General features: G+C 66.8%; 14 protein-coding genes. 7 read left to right on the forward strand and 7 right to left on the reverse strand.

The genetic code is table 11. The features are described 5' to 3' along the window. Positions 1 to 9: 9 nt before the first annotated feature. From J5251_RS12260 to J5251_RS12270, 3 genes are all read right to left on the reverse strand, one after another. Positions 10 to 675: a Maf family protein gene (locus J5251_RS12260; RefSeq protein WP_244250651.1), complete on the reverse strand. Its 666-nt coding sequence runs from the start codon at positions 673 to 675 to the stop codon at positions 10 to 12. A gap of 386 nt (positions 676 to 1061) precedes the next feature. Beyond that, the gene (locus J5251_RS12265) at positions 1062 to 2507 is read right to left on the reverse strand and encodes a dicarboxylate/amino acid:cation symporter (protein WP_208574135.1); all 1446 of its coding nucleotides are present in this window, start codon (positions 2505 to 2507) and stop codon (positions 1062 to 1064) included. A 165-nt stretch (positions 2508 to 2672) separates the two neighbouring features. After that, entirely contained in the window at positions 2673 to 4412 is a 1740-nt protein-coding gene (locus J5251_RS12270) for a DUF885 domain-containing protein (RefSeq protein WP_208574136.1), read from the reverse strand. 177 nt (positions 4413 to 4589) lie between these two features. Here J5251_RS12270 and J5251_RS12275 point away from each other — a divergent pair, with 177 nt between their 5' ends. Then, positions 4590 to 5849, forward strand: coding sequence for a serpin family protein (locus tag J5251_RS12275; RefSeq protein WP_244250652.1), 1260 nt, complete (start codon positions 4590 to 4592; stop codon positions 5847 to 5849). A gap of 7 nt (positions 5850 to 5856) precedes the next feature. Here the strand turns inward: J5251_RS12275 and J5251_RS12280 are convergent, their stop codons facing one another. After that, positions 5857 to 6768 carry an SDR family oxidoreductase gene (locus J5251_RS12280; protein ID WP_208574138.1) on the reverse strand — a complete coding sequence of 304 codons (912 nt, stop codon included), beginning with the start codon at positions 6766 to 6768 and terminating at the stop codon, positions 5857 to 5859. Between the two features lie 111 nt (positions 6769 to 6879). Continuing rightward, positions 6880 to 7347, reverse strand: a complete 468-nt coding sequence (locus tag J5251_RS12285) for a MarR family winged helix-turn-helix transcriptional regulator (protein ID WP_208574139.1) — start codon at positions 7345 to 7347, stop codon at positions 6880 to 6882. An 88-nt stretch (positions 7348 to 7435) separates the two neighbouring features. On the opposite strand from J5251_RS12285, the gene J5251_RS12290 reads away from it, so the two are divergent. Beyond that, positions 7436 to 8296 carry an SDR family oxidoreductase gene (locus J5251_RS12290; RefSeq protein ID WP_208574140.1) on the forward strand — a complete coding sequence of 287 codons (861 nt, stop codon included), beginning with the start codon at positions 7436 to 7438 and terminating at the stop codon, positions 8294 to 8296. Positions 8297 to 8382: 86 nt separating this feature from the next. Here J5251_RS12290 and J5251_RS12295 read toward each other — a convergent pair whose 3' ends face one another. Together J5251_RS12295 and J5251_RS12300 are read right to left on the reverse strand one after the other, a co-directional pair. Further along, positions 8383 to 8730: an acyl-CoA carboxylase subunit epsilon gene (locus tag J5251_RS12295; protein ID WP_244250653.1), complete on the reverse strand. Its 348-nt coding sequence runs from the start codon at positions 8728 to 8730 to the stop codon at positions 8383 to 8385. Next, positions 8727 to 10322 (reverse strand): acyl-CoA carboxylase subunit beta, encoded by a 1596-nt coding sequence (locus J5251_RS12300; RefSeq protein WP_139006579.1) that lies wholly within the window; start codon positions 10320 to 10322, stop codon positions 8727 to 8729. Before J5251_RS12300 ends, J5251_RS12295 begins: the two co-directional genes overlap by 4 nt. 231 nt (positions 10323 to 10553) lie before the next feature. On the opposite strand from J5251_RS12300, the gene J5251_RS12305 reads away from it, so the two are divergent. The 5 genes from J5251_RS12305 (at position 10554) to J5251_RS12325 (ending at position 25884) form a co-directional block, all read left to right on the forward strand. Beyond that, positions 10554 to 11441, forward strand: coding sequence for a biotin--[acetyl-CoA-carboxylase] ligase (locus J5251_RS12305; protein ID WP_208574141.1), 888 nt, complete (start codon positions 10554 to 10556; stop codon positions 11439 to 11441). Positions 11442 to 11477: 36 nt separating this feature from the next. After that, positions 11478 to 12062 carry a PH domain-containing protein gene (locus J5251_RS12310; protein WP_208574142.1) on the forward strand — a complete coding sequence of 195 codons (585 nt, stop codon included), beginning with the start codon at positions 11478 to 11480 and terminating at the stop codon, positions 12060 to 12062. After that, the gene (locus tag J5251_RS12315) at positions 12049 to 13194 is read left to right on the forward strand and encodes an adenylate/guanylate cyclase domain-containing protein (protein ID WP_171059462.1); all 1146 of its coding nucleotides are present in this window, start codon (positions 12049 to 12051) and stop codon (positions 13192 to 13194) included. Before J5251_RS12310 ends, J5251_RS12315 begins: the two co-directional genes overlap by 14 nt. 170 nt (positions 13195 to 13364) lie before the next feature. Continuing rightward, entirely contained in the window at positions 13365 to 19505 is a 6141-nt protein-coding gene (locus J5251_RS12320) for an Ig-like domain-containing protein (protein ID WP_208574143.1), read from the forward strand. A 295-nt stretch (positions 19506 to 19800) separates the two neighbouring features. After that, positions 19801 to 25884: an Ig-like domain-containing protein gene (locus J5251_RS12325; RefSeq protein WP_244250654.1), complete on the forward strand. Its 6084-nt coding sequence runs from the start codon at positions 19801 to 19803 to the stop codon at positions 25882 to 25884. Positions 25885 to 25934: the final 50 nt, after the last annotated feature.

Raw genomic sequence — 25934 nt, forward strand, 5'->3', positions numbered from 1 at the left:
AGCCGGCTGTTATTGCCCCCAGAGGTCCGTAATCTGTACGTTGGCACTCGCCAGCAGGTGTCGCAGGGTGGAAACCGAAAGACCGACGACGGCGTGCGGGTCGCCGTCGACGCGCTCGATGAAGGCCCCGCCCAGCGAGTCGATGGTGAAGGAACCGGCTACCTGAAGCGGTTCGCCAGTGGCGATGTAGGCGTCGATCTCTGCATCGCTGAGCTTGGCGAAGTACACGCCAGCCGAGGCAACCGCACCAATGGTGGCGCCTGATCCGACGGTGCTATCCGAAGCCGCATCCCCGTCGGCGTCCGCGGGCACATCCCTGCAGTCGACCAGCCAGTGCCCGGTGTGCAGCACGCCGTGGCGGCCGCTCATCCGGTGCCAGCGCTCGCGGGCAATCTCGGGTTCGTACGGCTTGCCGTGTGGTTCGCCGTCGAGTTCGAAGACGGAGTCGCAGCCCAGGACCAGCGCACCCTCCGCCTCGGGGAGGCTGGCGACGGCTTCAGCTTTGGCCCGTGCGAGCACCAGGGCGGTGTCATGCGGGTCTGTCAGCCCGTAGTGCGATGTGACCGCATCCTCGTCGACGTCGGAGACGAGAATGCTGTGGGAGATGCCGGCGTCGGTGAGCAGTTTGGTGCGGGCGGGGGAGGCGGAGGCGAGAATCAGGCGCAAATAAGTCACGTCACTAAGCGTAATGCCCGCATCAGCAAGGCCCACAGCAGCCAGCGAAGAACGCCGTCGCTTCCGCTGCAGCCCGGAAGCAGCACACAAACCGACATTTAGAATGTTGATTTATCACCATGCCCCTCCGGACCGTATGATCTCCACGGGGATTCTTCCGGCTGCCCCCTTGCACAGCAGAGTGGCGAAGGCAGCGGAATGGACCGGTGCACCGTTGGGGGCTGTATCGTTCCGGGCCCGGTGGATCGTTGGGGGATACACCGTTCCTGAATAGCAAAACGCTCGGCCGGATGGATTTCCCGGCCGAGCGTTTTCTTGTATGTACTGCTGTCATTGGTTCTGTCCGCCTGGGGCGTCGAGCTTAGCCCCGCGTCCCCAGCAAGCGGTTAGTTCCTTGAGTCGACCAGGTCTTCCTCGCGGCGGTCGCTACTTGCCTCGGCTCCGGTTTCTGTCTGGCCTACCCCGTCCGCGTCCACAGCGGCGTCGTCGGTAAACGGATCGCCGGTGCGCTTCGCATTGTAGAGGCTCAGGTCCAGGATGCCCTGGCGCTTGGAGACGATCGTGGGGACCACGGTCTGGCCGGCCACGTTGACCGCGGTGCGGCCCATGTCCAGGATCGGGTCGATGGCCAGCAGCAGGCCGATGCCTTCCAGCGGCAGGCCCAGCGTGGACAGCGTCAGGGTCAGCATGACGGTAGCGCCGGTGGTTCCGGCCGTCGCGGCCGAGCCAAGCACGGCCACCAAAGCGATCAGCAGGTAGTGCGTGAAGTCGAGTTGCACACCGAAGAACTGGGCGACGAAGATCGCGGCGATCGCCGGGTAGATCGAGGCGCAGCCGTCCATTTTGGTCGTCGAGCCCAGCGGCACGGCGAAGGACGCGTAGGCCCGGGGTACGCCCAGGTTCCGCTCGGTCACCCGCTGGGTCAGCGGCATGGTGCCCATGGAAGAACGCGACACGAAGGCCAGCTGGATGGCGGGCCACGCGCCGGAGAACCACTGCTTGACGGACAGCCCGTGGGCGCGGATCAGCACCGGGTAGACCACAAAGACCACCAACGCCAGGCCCACGTAGATGGACAGCGTGAACATGGCCAGCGAACCCATGGTGTCCCAGCCGTAGGTGGCAACGGCCTTGCCGATCAGGCCGACGGTGCCGATCGGGGCCACGCGGATGATCCACCACAGCACCTTCTGGATCACGGCCAGCGCGGAAGCGTTGAGCTTCAGGAAGGGCTCGGCGGGCGCGCCCACCTTCAGGGCGGCGATGCCGACGGCGATGGAGATGACCAGGATCTGCAGCACGTTGAAGCTGACGCTCGTGGTCATGTCGCCGGATTCGGCCACCTTGGTGCTGGCTTCCAGCCCCAGGAAGTTGCCCGGGAATAGCCCGGTCAGGAACGCCCACCAGTCACCGGTGCGCCCGGTGTACTCGCCGGGCACTTCCCCGGCGGCGCTGGCGCCGGGCCGCATGACGGTGCCCAGCACCATGCCGATCACCACGGCGATGAAGGCGGTGATGGCGAACCAGAGCAGCGTGTTCCAGGCCAGCTTGGCCGCGTTGGAGACCGCGCGGAGATTGGCAATGGAGCTGACCACGGCGGTGAAAATCAGCGGCACCACGGCCGCCTTCAGCAGCGAGATGTAGCTGGAGCCGATGGTCGTCAGGGTCTCGGTGAGCCAGTTCGGTTCGCCGGCGGCCGAGTCGCCCATGTTCTTGGCCACGAGACCAAGGATGAGGCCGGCAATCAGCGCGGCAATGATCTGCGGGCCGAAGGCGGTGGCCCACGAGGGCAGTCTCCGGGCCTGTTTTTCGGGGCTGGTAGCAGTAGTCACCCGAAGACCATAGAGGGCGCGTATACCAAGCCAAAGGCAGCGTTGCGAAATATTACATCGACATACGACGGCGGACCGTCACCTTTCCCGTGACGGCCCGCCGATGTACGGGGTGTGTGAAGTTATTCCCGGAGCCCGTGTGAGGAAGATCGCCGGCGGCCCGGCCTAGGCCTCGGACGGGGCCGTGTTGTCGCCCAGCAGCGCGCGGCGCAGGGTGTCCAGCCCAACCGAGCCCAGGTTGAGGGCCTCGCTGTGGAACCGCTTGATGTCGAAGGACCCGCCCTCGCGGCGGCGGCGCTCGTCGCGGATCTGCTCCCACAGCCGCTGGCCCAGCTTGTAGGAGGGCGCTTGCCCCGGCCAGCCGAGGTAGCGGGTGAACTCGAACTTGAGCTGGCCCTCGCTGATGGCGATGTTCTTCTTGAGGAACTCGTAGCCCTTCTCCGGCGTCCATGTCCCTGAACCCCAGCGCGCAGGCACCTCAAGTTCCAGGTGGACACCGATGTCGAAGACCACGCGGGCGGCGCGCATGCGCTGGGCATCCAGCATGCCCATCTTGTCACCCGGATCGGACAGGTAGCCCAGGTCCTCCATGAGTCGCTCGGCGTACAGTGCCCAGCCTTCGCCGTGGCCGGACACCCAGCAGATGTTCCGGCGCCAGTTGTTCAGGAGCTCGCGGCGGTAGGTCGCCGTCGCAATTTGGAGGTGGTGGCCGGGCACACCCTCGTGGTAGACGGTGGTGGTTTCCTTCCACGTGGTGAAGGTGTCCTCGCCCTCGGGCACGGACCACCACATGCGGCCCGGGCGGGAAAAGTCGTCGGACGGCCCGGTGTAGTAGATGCCGCCTTCCTGGGTGGGCGCGATGCGGCATTCGAGCCGGCGCATCGGTTCGTAGATGTCGAAGTGCGTGCCGGAGAGTTCCGCCACCGCCCGGTCCGAGAGCTTTTGCATCCAGGCCTGCAGCGCGTCCGTGCCGTGCAACTGCCGCGACTCGTCTGTATCCAGCGCGGCCATGGCCTCTTCGATGGAAGCGCCCGGCTTGATCTGTTGGGCCACGGCTTCCTGCTCGGCGATGATGCGGTCCAGTTCCTCCACGCCCCACTGGTACGTCTCTGCAAGGTCGATCGTGGCGCCGAGGAAGCGGCGGGACATCAGCGAGTAGTGCTCCCGGCCGACGGCGTCCTTCTCGGGCGCATCCGGCAGCAGCTCGTTTTCGAGGAATGCAGCCAGCGACGCGTAGGCGCGGGAAGCCGTCTCGGCGCCGGCAGCCAAGCGTTTGCGCAAGTCCTCGGGCAGCCCGCCGTCGCCGTCGTCAATCCGGGCGGAAGCGGCCAGCGAATGGAAGAAGCCGTCCTCGGCTGCGTACGCCCTGGTTTGCTCGATGACGGTTCGGATCTGGCGCTTGGCCGCCACCAGCCCGCGTTCCTTCGCCGCGCGGAGCGAGCTGGCATAGCCACTGATGGCGTCCGGCACGTTGCTCATCCGGCCGGCGATGTTGTTCCAGTCTTCCGCCGTGGCCGTGGGCATCAGGTCGAAGATGGCACGGATGTCCTGTGAGGGCGAGGCGATGTTGTTCAGGTCCGCCAGGTCCAGGCCGGTCTCGTGGATCTCCAGCTCCAGCCCCAGCCGCTCGCGCATGGCATCCAGGGTTACACGGTCCACATCGTCCGTGGGCTCCAGGTCCTCCAGCCGGCGCAGTGCCTCGCGGGTGCATTCGGCCAGCGCCTCGGCACCGGCGGGGGAGTAATCCGGGTATTCGGTTTCGTGGCCGGGGATGCCCAGCGACGTGGCGAGCGAGGGGTTCATCTCCAGCAGCGACTCGGTGAAGGAGTCCGCCACCGCGTCGATCGCAGAGGGGTTCCGCACGGCCGTGTTATCCAGGGTGGTTTCAGATGTCTGGTTAGTCACAAGCCGAGCCTACCTGCCATCGGTTGCCTGCGGACACCGCCTGTGGGTAACGCAGGCCTTCCGTGTCCGGATTGTGCCCGGCGCGGGCCTGTTGTTTGCCGCCGGGTGAACGTAGGTTGAATGCATGGGGCCGGCCGGAGCGGCGCGGCAGGGAAGACAAGAGGGCGGTGCAGGGATGTGCGCAACAGAACGACGGCGGTGCTCGCTGCGCTCGGGCTGGTGCCGGTTTTGACGCTGGCCGGGTGTAGCGCGCCGGAGCCGGAACTGCTGGCGGCGGACGGGGTTCAACAGCAGTCGGTCGCTCTGCATGAGTATCCGGAGGCGGCGGCATCGCTGCAGGACGCCACGCTCAAACTCGGTGCTGCGATGCTTGCCGGACGGCCGGAGGCAAACCAGGTCACCAGCCCGGCGAGCCTGCTCTACGCGCTCGCCATGCTACGTGCCGGCGCGGGCACCACGACGGCTGCGGAAATGGACGCTGCGCTCGGCCTGCCTGCCCAGGGCCGGGACGAAGCGATGAACGCGCTGCTCACGGCGTGGCAGGAGCACGACGGCGATCCCGGCTCCGTGGACGAGGACGAGCCTCCGGTCACGCCGCTGCTGCACCTGGCCAACGGGGTGTTCGTCGATGCGGGCACGCCTACCGGCGAGGAGTACCTGGCCAGACTGGCGGAGCACTACGGCTCGGGCGTCTATCCGGTGGACTATGCGGATCCGGCCACCAAGGACAAACTGGACGCCTGGGTCGACCACAACACCGGCGGCCGGATCACGGAAGCGCCCGGCGGGTACGACGAGGACAACACGCTGACCCTGCTGAACGCGGTGTACTTCGCGGCGGCCTGGGCGGATCCGTTCTCGCCGTCGTCAACCAAGACCGAGGACTTCACCTTGCTGAACGGGGAAGTGATCCAGGCGGAAGCAATGGGGAAACTCCTGCGCGCCGACTACGCCCGCGGCGAGGGCTGGCAGGGGATGGACCTGCCCTATAACGAAGGCTTCCTGATGCGCCTGGTCCTGCCGGACGAAGGTTCGCCGGTGCTGGACGAAGCAGCGCTGGCAACAGTGAACAGGGCGATGGCTGCGGCCAATCCGGCGAGGGTGTCCCTGGGTCTGCCGAAGTGGGAGCACGACTACACCCAGAACCTGATTCCGGTGCTGCGCGGCCTGGGACTGGCGGAGACTCTCGGCCCGGCGCCGGACCTCCACGCCATCCAGCCGGAGGCCCGGGTCACCGGGGCGACGCAGCAGGCCAACATCACCGTGGGGGAGAAGGGCACCGTGGCGGCCGCGGTTACGCAGCTGGATGTGATGGCCGGCTCGCTCCCGCCGCCGCCGGATGTGAAGCTGGACTTCAACCGCCCGTTCCTTTACCAGATCATCCACGCAGAGACGGGGCTGCCGCTCTTCCTGGGCACCGTGATGGATCCGCGCTGACGGCGGCTCAACGGTAGCCGGTGGTGTCCGCTGGTTTGTCCGGGTCCTGGACCTCGCGCATGTACCGCCAGGCGTCGGGCTGGCTGCCGTCGACGTCGGTGAAGCCGTAGACTTTGGCCAGCTTGCCGCTGGAGAGTGACTTCCCGTTCCAGCGGGAGACCTCGGGATCCTGGGCGAGCGCCGCGACGGCCCGGCCCACGTAGGCCGGGCTCTCGGAAATGGCGAAATGCGGGATGCGCGTGGTGGCATCGCGCCAGTTCGCTTCGGTCACGCCGAATTCGTCCAGCATCGCCTCGGACCGCAGCCAGCCCGGTGTCAGCGAGAGCGCCGTGGCGCCGTGGGGCTTTAGGTCGTGCGCCAGCAGGAAAGCCATCCGGTTCACCGCCGCCTTGGCCAGATCGTAGAAGAAGGAGGCCCGGTAGTTCTCCGCGTTGTATTCGTCCGTACCGTCGGTGACTTCGATGGCCAGTCCGCCCGGCTGCCGGATCAGCAGCGGCAGGGCGAAGTGGCTGGTGATGGCGTGGGTGTCCACGCCGAGCCGGAGCATGTGGAGGCCAACATCCAGCGAGGACTCCCACACGGATTTGTCCCACTCCATGACGGTGGCGCCCCAGATGTCGTTGACGAGGATGTGCAGGCCGCCCTGCTCGGCGTCAATACGCGAGACAAGGGAGCGCACCTCGTCCGGCACGAGGTGGTCCACCCTGACCGCGATTCCGTGGCCGCCGGCCTCCTCGACCAGTTGCGCGGTCTCCTCGATGGTTTCCGGCCGGTTCATCTCCGACGGCTGGTCCCGGGTGGTCCGCCCGGTGACGTAGACGGTGGCGCCGGCCGCACCGAGCTGGACAGCGATCCCCCGGCCCGCGCCCCTGGTCCCTCCGGCGACGAGAGCGACTTTGCCTGTCAACGATGTTTGCATGCGGCCGACGTTAGTCCTGCGTCAGGTGCCGGGCAACAGCGCTCCCGGCCGCGCCCCTTGGCCGGCAGCTCTTTTGCTGGATGCCTGCCCTGCCAAAGAAGGCCCCGGAGGTTACTCCGGCAAGTGCGGGAAGTCGCTGCCGAGCAGCGTCCGGCTGATCGCGGCCAGTTGGTGGACCTGTTCCTCGTCGAGGCGGTCGAAGACGGCGGCCCGGACCGCGGCTACATGGCCCGGTGCGGCGGCATCGATTTTGGCCATGCCGGCTTCGGTGATGCGGGCCAGCACCACGCGGCGGTCGTTGGCGTCCATGGCCCGGGTGACATAGCCGTCTTTTTCCAGCCGGGCGACAATCCGGGAAAGCCGGGACTGCGAGGTATTGGTCAGCTCAGCCAGTTTGCTCATCCGGCATTCGCGGGTGTCGGACTCCGAAAGCATGGCCAGCACCATGTAGCCGGCGAACGTCAGGTCCTCGTCGCGCTGCAGTTGGGACTCCAGCGTGGCCGGAAGCCGGAACATCAGCGAGGCAACGGCCAGCCATGCTCTGCGTTCCTCGGGATTCAACCACTGCGGCTCTGTCATGGAACAACTCTACCGGGAATTCACTTGACGCTTCAAATAATTCCGCCTACATTAGTTTCGGTTGCAAGTAATCAACGCAAGGAGCAACATGACCACGTATGCAGTAACGGGAGCAACAGGCGAACTGGGTGCACTCGTCATCGATGCCCTGCTGGAACGCGAGATCGAAGCCGCAGCTATTGTCGCCGTCGTACGCAATACGGCGAAGGCCGCAAGTCTGCTGGAACGCGGAGTGACGGCCCGCGAAGGCGACTACGACAAGCCCGAAACCCTGGCTTCGGCACTGGCAGGCGTGGACACCCTCATGTTTATCTCCGGCAGCGAGGTCGGCCAGCGCGTCCGGCAGCATGGCAACGTCCTGGAGGCTGCTAAGGCCGCGGGCGTGAAGCGAATCGCTTACACCAGCGTGCTGCGCGCGGACACCAGCGAGCTGGCCCTGGCTCCGGAGCACAAGGCCACCGAGGCCCTGATCCGCGAATCCGGCATCCCCTTTACCCTGCTGCGCAACGGCTGGTACACCGAGAACTACACCGGGCAGCTGGGCCAGTACCTGGCAACCGGTGCGGTCATCGGCGCCGCCGGCGAGGCACGGATTGCCGCCGCCACCCGGGCCGACTTCGCCGAGGCGGCAGCCGTGGTGCTGACCGGCGAGGGCCACGAGAACGCCGTTTACGAACTCGGCGGTACGCCCTTCACCATGGTGGAATTCGCCTCCGCTGTCGCCGACGTAACCGGCCGGAGCATCGGCTACCGCAACGTCACCCTTGACGAGTACCAGCAGGGCCTGCTCGCCGCCGGCCTGGACGAGGGCATGGCAGGCTTTCTCACCGCGCTTGAGGCCAACACGGCCGCAGGCGACCTCGATACCGAAAGCGAGGATCTGGCGAAGCTGATCGGCCGTCCCAGCACGCCGCTGGCTGAAGCGGTGCGGGCGGCACACACCGCCTGATCCACGGACCAAGTCCCGCACAAAGACCGAAGACCGGCAGCTCGTTGGGGGCTGCCGGTCTTCTTTTTACCGGAAGGTGTGCCGCTTTACCGGAAGGTGTGCCGCCAGGCGCCGGGGCCGTGCTGGACCACCGGGCGCAGCAATTCACGACGGCGGGAGCTGCGGCGGCGCGGTTTGCCGCCGGTTTCCTCCTCGGAAGAGGAGGTCTGCAGCGCGAGAACGACGGCGGTGAGCGCCGCGAGTTCTTCGGCGCTGGGATTTCCTTTGGCAACAGTAAACAACGGGGCTTGCTCGGACTGGGTCTCGGCTTCTGCGTGCATGCGTTCCTCATTTCCGGACCAGCGCGTAGCGGCCTGGTCGGGGCTGGACCAGCGGGTATGGCCGGCGGCTGTGCCCGTCGGGCGGATAGGTGTCCTTGCGTGGCCGGCGGTCACAGCGGGATGTTTCCGTGTTTCTTATGCGGCATGGTGGCGCGCTTGTCGCGCAGTGCCCGCAGGCCACGGACAATCTGCAGCCGCGTGTCGGACGGCGCCACCACCGCGTCCAGGTAGCCGAGCTCGGCCGCCTGGTAGGGATTTAGCAGTTCTTCCTCGTACTGGGTAACGATCTCCTGGCGGCGGGCTTCAACATCGCCGCCCTCGGCCTGGACGGCGGCAAGGTCCCGGCGGTAAAGAATGTTGACCGCACCCTGGGCACCCATGACGCCGATCTGGGCGGTGGGCCAGGCAATGTTCAGGTCCGCGCCGAGCTTCTTGGAACCCATGACAATGTAGGCGCCGCCGTAGGCCTTGCGGGTGATGACGGTCAGCTTGGGCACGGTGGCCTCGGCGTAAGCATAGAGCAGCTTCGCGCCGCGGCGGATGATGCCGTTGAACTCCTGGTCCTTGCCGGGCAGGAAGCCGGGGACGTCCACCAGCGTCAGGATGGGAATGTTGAACGCATCGCAGTGCCGGACAAAGCGGGCGGCCTTTTCCGAGGCGTTGATGTCCAGGGTACCGGCGAACTGCATGGGCTGGTTGGCGACGACGCCAACGGTGTGCCCCTCTACCCGGCCGTAACCGATGATGACGTTGGGCGCGTAGAGGGACTGCATCTCCAGGAAATGGCCGTCGTCCATCACGTGCTCGATGACCGTGCGCATGTCATACGGCTGGTTGGCCGAATCCGGAATGAGCGTGTCCAGTTCAAGGTCCGCTTCGGTGGTCTCGAGTACCTCGTCGAAGTCCAGCAGCGGGGCTTCGGTGAGGTTGTTCGAAGGCAGGAAATCCAGCAGTTCCCGGACGAACTCGATGGCGTCGGCTTCATCGGCGCCCAGGTAGGTGGCGGTGCCGGTGGTGGCGTTGTGCTGCCGGGCGCCGCCAAGGGTCTCCATGTCCACTTCTTCGCCGGTGACCGTCTTGATGACGTCCGGGCCGGTGATGAACATGTGCGAGGTCTTGTCCACCATGACCACGAAGTCCGTCAGCGCGGGGGAGTAGGCGGCACCGCCGGCGCACGGGCCCATGATCAGCGAGATCTGGGGAACGACGCCGGAAGCGGCCACGTTGTTGCGGAAAATGTCCGCGAACATGGCCAGCGAGGCGACGCCTTCCTGGATGCGGGCACCGCCGCCGTCGTTAATCCCGACGACCGGGCAGCCGTTGCGCAGCGCGAACTCCTGCACCTTGACGATCTTTTCGCCGTTGACCTGGCTCAGGGAACCGCCGTAGACGGTGAAGTCCTGGCTGTAGAGCGCCACCAGCCGGCCGTCTACCGTGCCGTAGCCGCTGACCACGCCGTCGCCGAGCGGCTTCTTCTTCTCCATCCCGAAGGCGGTGGAGCGGTGCGTGGCCAGCGCGTCGAACTCTACGAAGGAGCCCTCGTCCACCAGCAGTTCGATGCGCTCGCGGGCGGTGTGTTTGCCGCGCGCGTGCTGCTTTTCAATGGCTTCGGCGCCGGAGGGCTGCATGGCCTGGGCCTGGCGGCGGCGGAATTCCGCGATCTTGCCGGCAGTGGTCGACAGATCAAGATCTGTTTCGAGGCTCATGAAATCTCCGGATTCTGCGCGCTTGGCGTTGCTGGTGGCGGTGCTTGGTGTACCCGCGGGGAGGCGTTAAGTAGGTTTCGTACAAAAAGTCTGCCGACCGCGGCACTGTTTCACCAAGTCTAGTGAGCGCCGGTGGGTCAATAGCTGTAGCAATCCTACAATTTCGTGCGCAGACATTTTGCCGCCCGCGCGTCCGGTGCCTAAACGGGCCGCTCTGCGTAGGATGGATTCATGAGCCAGAGTTTCTCCGACGTTGACCGACCGGCGCTGGATTTCGAAGGACTCAGCGATGCGCTCTGTGCTCCGCTGGGACCCTACCGGAAGCTGGAACTGGTGGAGTCCACCGGCTCCACGAACTCCGACCTGGCCACCAAGGCCAGCGGAGACAAGGTGGGTTTCTCCGATCTGAGTGTCCTGGTGGCCGAAGAGCAGACCCAGGGCCGCGGCCGGCTGGACCGGCAGTGGACTGCCCCGCCGCGTTCCTCCGTGATCGTCAGCGTGCTGCTGCGCCCTTTCAACCAAGCCGGGAATCCCGTGCCTACACAGAGCTACGGCTGGTTCTCGCTGCTGGCGGCCATGTCCCTGGCCGAGGCGCTAGGCGAATACGCGCAGCTGGAGGCCAAGGTCAAGTGGCCCAATGACGTGCTGGTCAGTGGCCGGAAGATCTCGGGCATCCTCGCGCAGATGGTGAGCTACCCGGACGGCACGCCGCCCGCCGTCGTTATTGGCAGCGGCGTGAACGTGACCCTGGGCAAGGAGGATCTGCCCGTTCCCACGGCCACCTCCGTGGCGCTGGAAAAGGGCGCGACGACGGACCGCACCATCCTGCTGATGTCCTACCTGCGGGTTTTTGCCCAGCGCTACCGCCAGTTCTGTAACGTCAACGGGGACCCGAAGGCGCAGTGGAAGGACGGCAGCAGCCTGCTGTCCCGGCTGCAGAAGGTCATGGTCACGCTCGGCCAGCAGGTGCGTGCGGAGTTGCCGAACGGCGGGGAGATCATCGGCGAGGCGTTCGGGCTGGACAGCTTCGGCGCGCTCAAGGTGCGTGAAGCGGACGGCACCGAACATGTAGTGTCCGCCGGCGACGTCGTACATCTGCGCCCCTACGAAGGTTCATGATTTGCCCCACTCAACCACCCCGGTCCCGGAGCTGCGGTGCGGCTGAAACTGGACCCGGGGGAGCGGGCAATCGTCATCACCCGTCCCCAGGCAAGGCGCCTGTTCTGGCCTGCCATCGCGTTCCTGGCAGTGCTGGCCGCCGGCGGTTTCGGCGCCGGCTGGCTGAGCCGGGAAGACCTGCCCGCCTGGCTGGCGGACTGGCGTATGCCCCTGCTGCTGATCGGGCTGCTGCTGGCGGTGCTGCTGGCAGGCAAAATGTCGGTGCTGCCGCTGCTGCGGTGGCTGGGCACCAGGTACCTGCTCACCAACCGGCGGCTGATTATCCGCCAGGGCTGGGGCAGGCGGCGCGAACACCAGCTGCTGCTGGCATCGATTTTCGGGCTGGCCACCGAGCAGAGCCTGCTGCAGCGGATGCTGCGCAGCGGGCAGCTGAGGGCGGACGTGGGCTACGGGCGGTATTCGGTGCTGCCGGACGTGCCGGAGGTGGTTCGGTTCCGTTCACTGGTGGTGAAGGCCATCGAGGATCTGCCGCGGACTGCGATGTTTGATGGGGTAGACATGGAAAGATTGCAGGAGATGGAATACGGCGAGGAAGGTTGGCAAGGCGATGACCAGCAATAGCGAGCAACGGGAACCGGAGCCGCTGACGCTGTCCATGCCCAGGATCGTGCCCAAGGAAGAGGTCCGCGCGGTCCAGGCGGATGTGCGCGAGGACCCGCAGCCGAACAAGGTGAACCGGCAGGCGGTCCGGGACCTGGAAGTGCGGCTGCTCGGTTCCGAACGGACCATGCGCCGCCGCGAGGTGGCCGCCGGGGCCGGGGTGTCCCTGCTCTCGGCGCGCAAGATCTGGCGCGCGCTGGGTTTTGCCAACCTCGGCGACGAGGACGTGGCCTTCACGCAGGCTGACCTGGAAGCGCTGACCACCATTATCGACATGGTCCGCGACGAGCGGCTGACCGAGGAAGCGGCCATCTCCATCACCCGCTCCATCGGGCAGATGACGGACCGTATGGTGGTCTGGCAGGTGGAGGCCCTGGTGGAAGAAATGGTCCACCAGATGCGGATCACCGACGCCGAGGCCCGCAAACGCCTCGTCACCGAACTGCCAAACCTGATCGAATCGCTGGAGAAGGTGCTGCTGTATTCGTACCGGCGCCAGCTCAACGCGGCCGTCGCGCGGCTGACCGTCCGGGCCGAGGCCGGCCTGGGGGCGGCCGGCGAGCACGACGACGATTCGATGCCGCTGCTGCGCGCAGTGGGCTTTGCGGACCTGGTTTCCTACACCAGCCTGTCCCGCCAGATGAACGAGAAGACGCTGGCCCAGCTGGTGCAGCGGTTCGAGAACAAGTGCGCCGAAATCATTTCCGTTGGCGGCGGCCGGCTGGTCAAGACGGTCGGCGATGAAGTGCTCTACCTGGCATCCACGCCGCAGGCCGGTGCGGAGATTTCGCTGGCCCTGGCCAAGGCGATGGCCGAGGACGAGCTGCTGCCCTCCGCCCGGGTGGGCATGGTCTGGGGCGGCATCGTCTCCCGGCTCGGTGACATCTACGGTCCCACGGTGAACCTCGCCTCCCGGCTGACCGCATTGGCGGAACCGGGCACGGTGCTGCTGGATTCGACCACTGCGGCCACACTGGCCGGAGACGAACGCTTTGTGCTGATGCCGCAGAAGGTCCGTACCATCCGCGGTTTCGGCGAGATCCACCCGGTGACGCTGGCCCACGGCACGGGCACCGGCTTGATCGTGGACTGACCAATACTGCATGGGTAGTTGTGCCCATCGGCGGCGGTTTACCTCAATCGGTTAACCTGCCATAGTCAAACACGGACAAAACCGAAGATGAGGATCCTCGGCGCGCCCAGGCATGGCCGCCTGCGCGCAGTAGAGCAGCGGGGAAGAAACTACTTTGCGAAGGCAGCAGATTGTTTGGGCGTAACAAGCGCAGGAAAGCCGTCGCTTCGACCACCACTTTTTCGGTTGCCACAGCACTGGTGGTCGGCGGTGCCCTGTACTACGAAGGCTTCCCCACGGCGGACGTAGACCTGAACGACGGCGGCGTCTGGGTCACCAACAACAGCGCCAACATGGTGGGCCACCTCAACTACCCCTCCAAAACGCTCGACGGCGGATTCCTCGCCAACAGCACCGGCTTCGACGTGATGCAGCATGCCGGCACCGTCTTTATGGAAAACCAGGACCAGGCCATGCTGAGCCCGGTCGACGTAGCGCAGATGTCGCGCGGGGCCGAGCAGCAGCTTCCTGGCAGTGCCGACGTCAGTTTCGGCGAGGACCTGCTGGCCATCACGGACAAGGTCAAGGGCCAGGTCTTTATCAGTCCGGCCGCCGAACTGGCTTCCTTCAGTGAGGAAACCGCCGAACCCGTTGTCGCCGACGCCAAGGGAGCGGTGGCCACGGTCGCCCCGGACGATACGGTCTTCGTGGCCAACCCGGACGCCAATGAAATTTACACCTACCGTGTGAACGACGAAGGTGTGCCCGAACGGGTCGAAACGCAGTCCGCGGAGCACCTTGAGGACACCGGGGACGCGCAGATTGCCGCCGTCGGGGACAAAGTGGTGGTCCTCGACGCCGATTCCGGCACTGTGTTCCTGCCCGGCGGCCGCAGCGTGGAGCTGTCCGGACTGGACGGAGCCAAACTCCAGCAGAGCAGCAAGGGCAGCGACTTTGCCGCCATCGCCACCGAAACCGACCTGATCAAGCAGCCGCTGGACGGCTCCGAGGCCACCCGCACCCCGATCGAGGGCACCGGCACACCCGCCGCGCCGGTCCAGCTCAATGGCTGCCTGCACGCCGCGTGGTCCGGCGCCAACCACTACATCCGCGACTGCGGCAACGACACCGACGACCTCGTCCAGCCGATCAAGGGCATCGGCTCCAACGCCTCGCTGGTGTTCCGGGTAAACCGCGACGTCGTCGTACTTAATGATGTCAACGCCGGCAACGTCTGGCTGGTGCTCGAAAACATGCAGCTGGTAGACAACTGGAGCGACCTGATTCCGCCGGAGCAGGAGAGCGACGAAGAGGACGAGGACTCCGCGGACGAGAACCCGATCAACACGCTGCCGGACCGGACCGAGGAGAACCGGCCGCCGGCGGCGCAGGATGATGATTTCGGGGTCCGGGCGGGGCGCACCACCACGCTGACAATCCTGGACAATGATTCGGACCCGGACGGGGACGTGCTCACCGCCGCGCTGAGCGGGAATCCGCCGTCGGTCGGCACGGTCCAAAGTATCTACGAGAAGACCGGGCTGCAGATTGTCATCGACGCCGGCGCCTCGCCGGGCCGGCACAGCTTCGAGTACGAGGTCAACGACGGTCGCGGCGGTACGGACACCGCCACGGTGAGTATCACGGTCCGGGCCGAGGGCAGCAACGAGCCGCCGCAGGCCAAGCGCAAGACCAGCATCCTGCTCGAACAGGGCCGGGAAATCAGCCAGAACATCCTCACGGACTGGGTGGACCCCGACGGCGACGACTTGTTCCTGGTCAGCGCCGAAAACACCGCCGACGGCGACCTGGTGCGGACCCGGCCGGACGGGCTGCTGACCTTCCAGGACGTGGGCAAGACCTACGGCAAGAAGGAAGTTAAGATCCAGGTTTCGGACGGGATCGAGACGGTCAGCGGCACGGTGATCGTGGACGTGCGGCCGCCCGGGGCGCTGCCGCCGGTGGCGAATGCGGACCACTTCTTCACCACGGTGGGCCAGGAAATCCAGATCTCGCCGCTGAAAAACGACCTGGACCCCAACGGCGGGCAGCTGCGGCTGGCCAAGGCGGAACCGGTGGGCAATGCCACCGCGGTGCCGGACTACGATGCGAACACCATCAAGTTCAGCGCCGAAACTCCGGGTGCCTACTACCTGACGTATCTGGTGACCAACGGCCCGGCCAGCTCCACCGGACTGGTGCGGGTCGACGTCGGTGCTACCGCCGGCGACGGCGCTCCCGTGGCCGTGCGCGATGTGGCGCTGCTGCCGCAGAACGGCCAGGTGCTGGTGGACGTGCTGGCCAATGACAATGACCCGGCCGGCGGTGTGCTGGTGGTCCAGGGCGTGGAGTCCGGCGCCTCCGAGGTCAGCGTGGAGGTGCTCAACCACAACATCCTGCGGGTCACCGACGTGAAGGGCCTGAACCAGCAGGCCACCATCAAGTACACGGTCTCGAACGGGTTCGCGTCCGCTACCGGCGAGGTGAGCATCATTTCGGTGCAGGGCCCGGACAAGCTGCTGCCGCCGCAGGCCGAGAACGATACCGCCACCGTGCGTGCTGGCGACGTGGTGACCGTGGATGTGCTGCACAACGACAGTCATCCCAATAACGATGAACTGTCGCTGGTGCCGGAACTGGCCGAGACGGTGGACAAAGCCGACGGGGAGATTTTCACTGCGGAGAACTCCGTGCGCTTCATCGCCGGCGGGACGGCCAAAACCGTGTACGCGGTGTACGAGGTGGTGGACTCGGCCGGGCAGAAGGATTCGGCGGAGATCCGGATCAACATCATCCCGCGCGACGACGAGTCCAACTCCCAGCCCGCCCCGAAGAACCTCGAGGCCCGCGTGATCGCCGGCTCCACCGTGCGCATTCCGATCCCGCTCAACGGGATCGACCCGGACGGGGACTCGGTGTTCCTGCAAGGGATCGACCGCGCGCCGCAGCAGGGCGCCGCCGTCACCGGCCCCAACTACATCAACTACACCGCCAGCGAGCAGGGCGCCGGCACGGACACCTTCACCTACCTGGTCAAGGACCGGCTTGGCGCCACCAACACGGCGACCGTGCTGGTGGGCATCGCCCCGGCACAGGAGACCAACCAGAATCCGATCGCGCTGGACGACGGCATTATGATCCGGCCGGGCAAGTCCGTGGCCGTGGACGCCCTGGCGAATGACTCCGACCCCGACGGCGACCCGATCCAGCTGGACCCGGACAAGATCGCGGGCGAACCGCAGTCGTTGAATGCCGCCGCCAACAAGGGCCGCGTGCAGTTCACCACGCCAGAGGAAGAGGGCACGGTCAACGTCCGTTACACCGTGGCCGATGGCCGGGGCGGCTCCGCCGTGGGCACCGTGACGGCCGAAGTACGCCGGGATGCGCCGCTGCTGGCGCCGGTGGCCCGGGATGACCGCGTGGAGCCGGTGGACACCAAGGGCAAAACCGCCATCGATGTTCCGGTGCTGGAAAACGACGAGGATCCCGACGGCGTCGCCGAGGACATGGACATCCTGCTCAACGGCGGCTACCCGACGGCGTCCGTCACCGCGGACGGCGAGGTCAACGTCGAACTGACCGAGCACGTGCAGCTGATTCCCTACACCGTGCGCGACGTCGACGGACTGCAGGCCACCGCGGTGATCTGGGTTCCGGCACTGGGCGAGCAGTACCCGACGCTGCGCGACACCACGCCGGTGGATGTCACCGCCGGGCAGGAGCTGGTCCTGGACCTGGCGGACCGGGTGGAGGTCCGCGACGGCCGCGCCCCGCGCATCACCGTGGTGGACAAGGTCTCCGCCATCGGCACCAGCAACGACGACTGGGTGCAGGACGCGCAGACATTGAGCTACCAGGCGGACATCGATTATGCCGGCCGCGGCTCCGTCACTTTCGAAGTGACGGACGGCTCCGGCCCCGACGATCCCGAGGGCCTGAAAGCCACGTTGACGATCATGACAAACGTCATCCCGGACGAGAACCGCAACTTCCCGCCGGAGTTCACCACGGGCAACGTGGATGTGGCCAAGGGCGAAGACGCCGTGGCCTACAACCTTGCCCCGCTGGTCACCGACCCCAACCCCGAAGACCTGGAGAACCTCGAGTTCGCGCTCGAAGGCGGCGTGCCTGAAGGCTTTGCGATGAACCTCGACGGCGGCGTCCTCAACGTCTCCGCCGACGCCGGCATCGAGACCGGCGCCACCGGCGTCGTCAATGTCTCCGTGACGGACGGACGTTCCGACAAGGTCATGAGCAGGGTCACCGCGACCGCGACGGCGACCACCCGGCCTGCGCCGGTGGCCAACGACGACGAGATTCCGGAGGCGGTGCAGGGCCAGCCGGTCACGGTGCCGGTACTGGAGAACGACGTCAACCCGTTCCCGGACACGCCGCTCAACATCGTGAAGGCGACGGCCGGCAACGGCGGCACCGCGCAGGTGCAGGGCGAGAACATTGTGGTCACGCCCGGGGCCGGCTTCTCCGGAACCATGAACGTCGAATACACCGTGGAGGACAAGACCAAGGAAGGTTCGCGGCAGGCCAGCGCCAACATTTCGCTGGTGGTCAAGGGCCGGCCCGAGGCGCCGACCACGCCGCTGGTGGACTCCGTCCGCGACCAGACCGTGGTGCTGTCCTGGGGGGCCCCCGCGGACAACGGCGATCCGATCACCAACTACCGGGTAACGGGCACCGGCGGCTTCAGCCGGAACTGCCCGACCACCACCTGTACGCTGACCGGCCTGACCAACGACGTCGAATACACCTTCACCGTGGTCGCCGAAAACAGCGTCGGTGAGTCGGACGCCTCGGCGGAGTCCGCCGTCGCACGTCCCGATGTACGGCCGGAAGCGCCGGCGGCGCCGCAGCTGAAGTTCGGCGACAAATCGCTGGACATCAGCTGGAAACCGCCGGTCACCGAGGGCTCCGCCATCGAGAGCTACACGCTGGAAATCTCGCCGGCCCCACCGAGCGGCCAGCTGCAAAAGACCGGCCCGACCGGTACCGCCTACACCTGGGAAGGGCTGGAGAACGGTCAGGCCTACGAAGTGCGGGTCCAGGCGCACAACAAGGCGCCCGAGCCCAGCGAGTTCAGTCCATACTCAGCCAAGGAAGTGCCGGCCGGACCGCCTGCCGCCGCAGCGGCACCGAGCACCGAACGGGTGAAATCGGTGGGGGAGCAAAGCCAGCTGAAGGTCAGCTGGGGCGCCCCGGGCAATAACGGCGGCGAAATCCTCGACTACACCGTACGCGAGTACCAGGGCGGGGACCTGCAGCGGACGTTCCCGCCGGTCAACGCGACCTCGCAAACCGTGACCGCGCCGAACTCGGAGACCGACTACACCTACACCGTGACCGCGCGGAATAAGGCCGGCGACGGCGAGGCGAGCCCCCAGTCCAACGCCCGCCGGGCCGTGGGCGCCCCCGCGGCGCCCACCGGGGTGTCGCTGAAGGAAGCCAACACCGGCGGCGCCGGCCGGGCGGTGACAGTCTCCTTCAACGAGCTCACCGCCGCGCAGCGCAACGGCGCCCGGGCCGGCGAGGTCAGCTACCGCGCCAGCTTCAACGACGGCCGCTCCATGCCCATTACCAACGGCCAGAAGGTCACCGGCTTCACCAACGGCGCCGCCGTCACCGCTCAGGTCACGGCCGTGGCCAATAGCGACGGCGCCAGCTACAACAGCCCCGCCAGCGCAAAATCCGGTGCGGTGAAGCCGTACGGCGCGCCGGGCACGCCCAGCGCCTCTGGCAAGAACGGTGGGGCCGAGCAGAAGAAGGTGACGCTCAGCTGGTCTGCACCTAACACCAGTACACACGATGTTAATCAGATCCAGATTCGGATTGACGGCTCATCCTGGCAGAACGTGGACAACAACGGCAGCCGAACGGTCAATACCAACGGCTACAACGAACAGGTCAGGATCGATGTGCGGTCGAAGAACTCGCGCGGCACTGCCGGGGCCATCGCCTCGGCAACTGCACGCAGCGGTGACGCCCCGCCACCGCCTCCACCGCCGAAGACCAACTGGGACATTGTCGTCGGCGGTAGCGGCACTCAGCTGGAGACGAACCACCGCACTTGCATGGAGAGCCAAGACGGGAGCAGCGACAACTTCAGTAACGGTCAGTGCCGGAATGACCACTGGGCTACCTGGGGCAGCAACCTCACGGTTGATTGTTATGTTGTGTGGCCCAGCGGCAATTGGTACAGGCAAGTCAGCGGCGGGAAGAACAAGGGCCTCGTGATCAAGGGCGTGCATATCCATGAGGCGGGCAAGGGCGGAAACATGGGTGGCAGTGCCCCGTCCGGTATGCCTCGGTGCAACGGCTAGCTTTCGGAACACGTTCTTGAACTGTTTCTCTTCCGAGTGTTCTTCGTTTGGGGGCGTTCCGGACCGGCGGACCCGAGCCGACGTTTACCAGAAGCCGGTCGGGACCTTGCGCCGAGAGCAGGCAGCAAGACAATCAAGACCTGCTGGGACAACTCCACGGCCGCACTGCCATGGGTAGTTCTCCCCGTGGCAGCGTTTCACCAGCCGGTTTACACTTACTGGGGCGGCAAGGGGGCCGCAGTCCCGGGTCCGGGCAAACATCTGTCTCCATCAGTCTCTCAAAGGTCTCTCAGCGGTGAATTTCAAGGGTTTCGGCCAGGCGCGCAATGCTGCCTTCCGCCGTAGGGCCATGCCCGCCACCGCCTTCTCCGTGGCGCTCGCCGTGATCGGCGCGGGCATCTTCCTGCACCCGGGCACGGACACCGCGGACGTGGACCTCAACGACGGCGGCATCTGGGTGACGAATAAGTCCCAGTCGCTGGTGGGCCACCTGAACTACCAGTCCCAACTGCTCGACGGCGGCTTCAAGCCTGCCAGCGCCAGTTTCGATGTCCAGCAGGAAGCGGCCACGGTGCTGCTGCAGAACGTGGACCAGAACGCCGTCAGCACCGTGAGCGTGGCCGAAATGATCCACGGTGCCGAAAACCAGCTGCCCGGCTCGGCCAAGTTCTCGCTGGGCACCGGCGTGGCCGCGGTGAGCGACCCGGCCTCGGGGCAAGTCTGGGCCGTCGCCGCGAACGGTCTGGATTCCTTCACTCCTGAAGCCACGCAGCCGTTGGCCGAAGACGCACCGGGCGCCATCGCCGTCGTCAGTAACAGCGATACGGTCTATGTTGCCGATCCGGAGGCCGGCAGGCTCACCGGATACCGTGCCCCGGAGGGTGGTTTGTTCGAGGAAGTCTCCGCGCAGGACCTGCCGGGCATCAAGGGTGCGGAGGGGCTGCAACTGACGACCGTGGGCGATGAACCGGTGCTGCTGGATCCGGCCGGCGGCACCCTGTACTTGCCCTCCGGCAAGACGGTGCTGCTGGAAGATGCGCAGGATGCCAGGCTGCAGCAACCCGGCGACGTCAGCGAAAGGGTGGCCATCGCCACCGCCAACGGCCTGCTCGCCCCGCCGCTGGACGGCGGCGAGGCCCAGCTGACCGAAATCCAAAACCCCGCGCCGCCCATCGCGCCGGTGCAGGTGGCCGGCTGCATCCACGCAGCGTGGACGGGCGATGCCGGCTACCTGCGCGACTGCGCCGATGATGCCTTCGACTTGTCGCAGCCCATCCCGTCCCTGTCCGCCCAGTCCGAGCTGGTGTTCCGGACCAACCGGGACGTCGTGGTGCTCAACGACGTCAACGCCGGCAACGTCTGGCTGGTCAACAAGAACCTGCAGCTGGTCAACAACTGGGGCGATTTGATCCCGCCGAAGGGCGACGACGAGGACGACACCACCGAATCCGCCGACATCACCGCGGCCACCCGGCTGCCGGAGCGCCAGGAAGAAAACCAGGCGCCGGTTGCCGTGGCCGACGAGTTCGGGGTCCGCGCCGGCCGCACCACCGTGCTGCCGGTACTCTTCAACGATTCGGACCCGGACGGGGACCTGCTCACGGTTACCATCAACGGCGACCAGCCCGCCACCGGAACCGTCCAGCGGATCTACCAGGGAACCGGTCTGCAGATCGTGCTGCCCGAGGAAGCCTCCGGCTCGTCGTCGTTCAGCTATGAGGTCAACGACGGCCGCGGCGGCACGGACACCGCCCAGGTCAGGCTCCGCGTGGTCCCGCAAGGTTCCAACGCCGCGCCGGAACAGAAGCGCGAGACCATCCTCGCCGTCGAATCCGGGCAGAGCCTGAGCCGGAACGTACTGACGGACTGGCTGGACCCGGACGGAGATGACCTGCTGCTGATGGGGGCGGTAGCCGAGGACCCGGGGGACATTGTCCGCACCCGGCCGGACGGCGTGCTCACCTACCAGGACGTGGGGACCTCCGACGGCGAGAAGAAGGTGACCATCACGGTCTCCGACGGCCGCACTAGCACCACCGGCGAGGTCACGGTGGAGGTCGAACCGCGCGGCGAGTTGGCCCCGGTGACCAACCCGGACCACGTGCGCACCACGGTGGGCGAGGACGTCACTATCTTCCCGCTGCGCAACGATGCGGACCCTACCGGCGGCTCCATGCGCCTGGCCAGCGTGGGCGAGGTGCCCAACGCCGCCGTGCAGGGGAATTACGACGTCGGAACCGTCACCTTCAGCTCCGCTGCCGCCGGCACCTACTACCTTGAGTACCTGGCCACCACCGGCCCCACGAGTTCCCCGGGACTGATCCGGGTGGACGTCACCGAAGCCGAGCAGGGCAGCGGCGTGCCCACGGCCGTGCGCGATGTGGTGCTGCTGCCCTCGCGCGGGGAATCACTGGTGGACGTGCTGGCGAATGACTCGGATCCGGCTGGCGGCGTGCTGGTGGTCCAGTCGGTTTCCGTGCCGCGCGGTGCCCCGGTGGACGTGGCTGTGCTGAACCACTCCATCCTGCGCGTCAACGATGCCCGCGGACTGGGCTCGCCGCTGACCATCACCTACACCGCCTCAAACGGCTCCGGCAGCGCCACCGGAGAAGTGGCGATCTTCCCGGTTCCCGCGCCGGCCAAGCTGTTGCCGCCGCGGGCCAACAATGACGAGGCGGTGGTCCGGGCCGGCGACATCGTCAACATCCCGGTGCTGGAGAACGACGAACATCCCAACGGCGCCGCGCTGACCCTGGACACCGAACTGGTGGAAGCGCCGGCCGCGGCGGACGGCACCATCGCGATCTCCGGCAACCAGTTGCGCTTCAAGGCCGGGCCGGAGGCAAACGGTGGAAAAACGGTCACCGCCGTCTACCGGATCAGCGGTCCTGACGGCCAGGTGGCCAGCGCGCAGCTGCGGATCCGCATCACCGGACCGGACGCCGAAAACAACGCCCGTCCCGTGCCGAAGAACCTGACCGCCCGCGTGCTGGCCGGCAAGACCGTGAGCATCCCGGTGCCGCTGGACGGCATCGACCCGGACGGGGACTCGGTCAGCCTGGCGGGGCTGGAACGCGCGCCGACCCTGGGCACCGCGATGATCAAGGCCGCCGCCATCGAATACACCGCCGGCAGCGGCTCGACCGGCACGGACACCATCAGCTACGTGGTCCAGGACCGCCTCGGTGCCCGCTCTACCGCGACCATTTCCATCGGCATCGCCCCGTCCTCAGACGCCAACCAGCCGCCCAACGCCGTTGACGACGAGGCGAGCGTGCGCCCCGGCCGGAACCTCTCGGTGGACGTGCTCAAGAACGATTCGGATCCCGACGGCGACCGCATCGCCTTTACGGCCGACGGTCTCAGCTCGGACGCGGACTTGCAGTTGAGCCTGCGGGAGGGACGCGTGCGGATTGCTGCCCCGGAAACGGAAGGCACCGCCGTCGTTCGCTATACCATCACGGACGGCCGCGGCGGCACCTCTACCGGAACGTTGACCGTGAAGGTGGATCCGGATGCGCCGCTGCTGCCGCCGGTGGCGCGGGATGACCGGGTGGCGGTGGCGGAGACCACCGGCAGGGACCAGGTCAGCGTTCCGCTGCTGAATAATGACGAGGACCCCGACGGCGACCTGAGCGAGCTGGCCATCAGCATCGACGACCCGGCCGGCGGCGCTACTGTGGCCGAGGACCGGACTTTGACCGTGCCCGTCCGGGCCGACACGCAGATCATTGCCTACACACTCGAGGACGTGGACTCGCTGACCTCAACCGCGTTTATCGTCGTGCCCGGCAACGGTGACCAGCGGCCGGCGCTGAAGGAACAGCAGCCGCTCGAGGTGCGCTCCGGTGAACCGCTGGCGCTGGACATCGGGCAGCTCGTGGCGGTCCGCGAGGGCAGGACTCCGCGCCTGACCCAGGACGACAAGGTGGCCGCCGTGGCCGGTTCGGCGAGGATCGACGGCGCCACGGGTCTGACCTTCACCTCCAACGACGGTTACGCCGGTGCCGCGTCGGTCAGTTTCGAGGTCACCGATGGCTCCGGCCCGGATGATCCGGACGGGCTGAAGGCTACGCTGACCGTGCCGATCACCGTGCTGCCGCTGCCGGAGCAGAACGCGCCGCCGACCTTGAGCGCCAACTCGCTCCTGGTGGCTCAGGCCGGCGAGCCGGCAACCCTTGACCTGCGGGAGGCGGCGAGCGATCCCGATCCGCAGGACGCCGACGCGCTGGAGTTCGCCGTGACCGGTGGTTCCGTCGACGGCGTGGACGTATCCATCGACGGCAGCGTGCTCACTGCCCGGGCGAAGAGCAACGCGGCCAAGGGCACCGAGGGCACCATTAATGTCAGCGTCACCGATGGCAACCACGATCCGGTCTCCTCCACCGTGACGATCAGCGTGGTGGCCACGGACCGGCCGCCCGCCGTGGCCGTGGATGACCTGGTGCCGGACGCGCACCAGGGCGAGACCGTGACCGTTCCCGTGCTGGACAACGATTCGAACCCGTTCCCGGAAACGCCGCTGAAGATCCTCAGCGCCCAGCCGCAGGACGGCGGGCAGGGCAGCGTGGCAGTCAGCGGCGACACCCTGGCGATCACCCCGGACGAAGACTTCGTCGGCACCATGGGGGTGATCTACCGCATCCAGGACGCCACCGAGGACCCGGACCGCGAGACCGAAGGCAGCGTCACGCTGACCGTGAAGGGCAAGCCGGACGCGCCGAGCACTCCGCGGATGGTCAGCGAGGGCAACCAGACCGCCGTACTGACTTGGGAGGTGCCCGCGGACAACGGTGAACGGATCACCTCCTACACGGTGTCCGGCGGCGGGTTCAGCCAGGAGTGCGCGGCCAACACCTGCACGCTGGAGAACCTGACCAACAACCAGGAGTACAACTTCACCGTGACGGCCACCAACGCGGTGGGGACCTCCGAACCCTCGCCGGCGTCCGGCGTCGTCCGTCCGGATGTGAAACCCGAAACCCCGGCAGCGCCGCAGCTGGTGTTCGGCGACGGCGCGCTGACGGTGACCTGGCAGACGCCGGCGTCGCAGGGTTCGCCGGTGGAGTCCTTCAACCTGGAGATTTCGCCGGCCCCGCCGGTGGGCGAGCTGCAGAAGAACGGCGTGACCGGGAACTCGCTGGTCTGGAACGGGCTGGCCAACGGCACCGCGTACAAGGTGCGCGTGCAGGCCAACAACCGTGCCTCCACACCCTCCGACTGGGGCGCCTACTCCGCCGAGGAGATTCCGGCCGGCGTGCCCGGTGCCCCGTCGACGCCCACGGCCACGCGGACCACCAGCGCGGTGAACGAGGGCTCGATCGACGTGGCCTGGACCGCCCCGGCCAACACCAACGGCGCTCCGGTGGAAGCCTATGACCTGCGGATCTTCGAGAACGGCGCGCTGGCCGATACCCGCAACGGGCTCTCCGCCGCCACCACCGGCCTGTCGCTGACCGGACTGAAAACCGCCAGCAGCTACACCTTCGACGTCGTCGCGCACAACAAAGCCGGCGCAGGGGAGCGCAGCGGCCGCTCTGCCGCCGTAGTGCCTTATGGTGTTCCGCATCAGGTGCAGGGCGTGAGCGCGGCGGCCACCGGGGCCAACGAGCAGGTCAAGCTGGACTTTGCCGCGCCGTACAACAACGGCAGCGCGATCACCGGCTACGAATACGCGATCGACGGCGGCGGCTGGCGTGCCTTCGGCGGTCCGGGTGCCACCGTCTCGTCGCCGACCAACGGGCAGAACCACACCTGGAAGGTCCGGGCGCTGAATGCCGGCGGCCCCGGGGCGGCCAGCCCGGCCTCCAACGCCACCAGCGCCTACGGACCGATCACCGATGCCTCCAACCTTGCCGCGTCCACTGCCGGGCCGAAAGTCACGTTTACCTGGAACGCCAACTGGCAGGCCTACGGCAACGGCCGGGAGATCACCGGCTCCTCGGTCACAGTCAATGGCCAGGCGGTGAACGCCGGTGCCGGGAGCTGGACCAGCCCGGAGGAACCCAACAAGTCCTACACCATCACGGTGACCGTGAGCCGGTCCGACGGCAGCAGGAGCTTCAGCCGGACCCAGGTTGTCCCGCCGGCCGAGATCACGGGGATCTACCGCGGCGACAGGGTGAATGTCGACGGGACGTCCGGCTGGCACTACGTCATTGTGGACTACCGGAACTTCCCGCAAGGTACCCGGGATGTCTGGTGCCGGGCAAACGGCAGCAACCTGGATCCGAACTACGGGCGGGCACCGATAGGATTTGCGCATAGCGGCAGGGTCCAGACCAAGTGCATCGCGAAAATTGATTCCCCCGAACCAGGTGCCATCACCATGTCCGTGGAAGGAATGGGAGATTTTGCCTTCTCCAACTGGAGCGGTTGACGGCCGGCTCCGCACAGTACGCCCCAACCGAATGATTTCCGCCCTGTACA

Source organism: Arthrobacter crystallopoietes (assembly GCF_017603825.1).
Classification (GTDB): Bacteria; Actinomycetota; Actinomycetes; order Actinomycetales; family Micrococcaceae; genus Crystallibacter; species Crystallibacter crystallopoietes_B.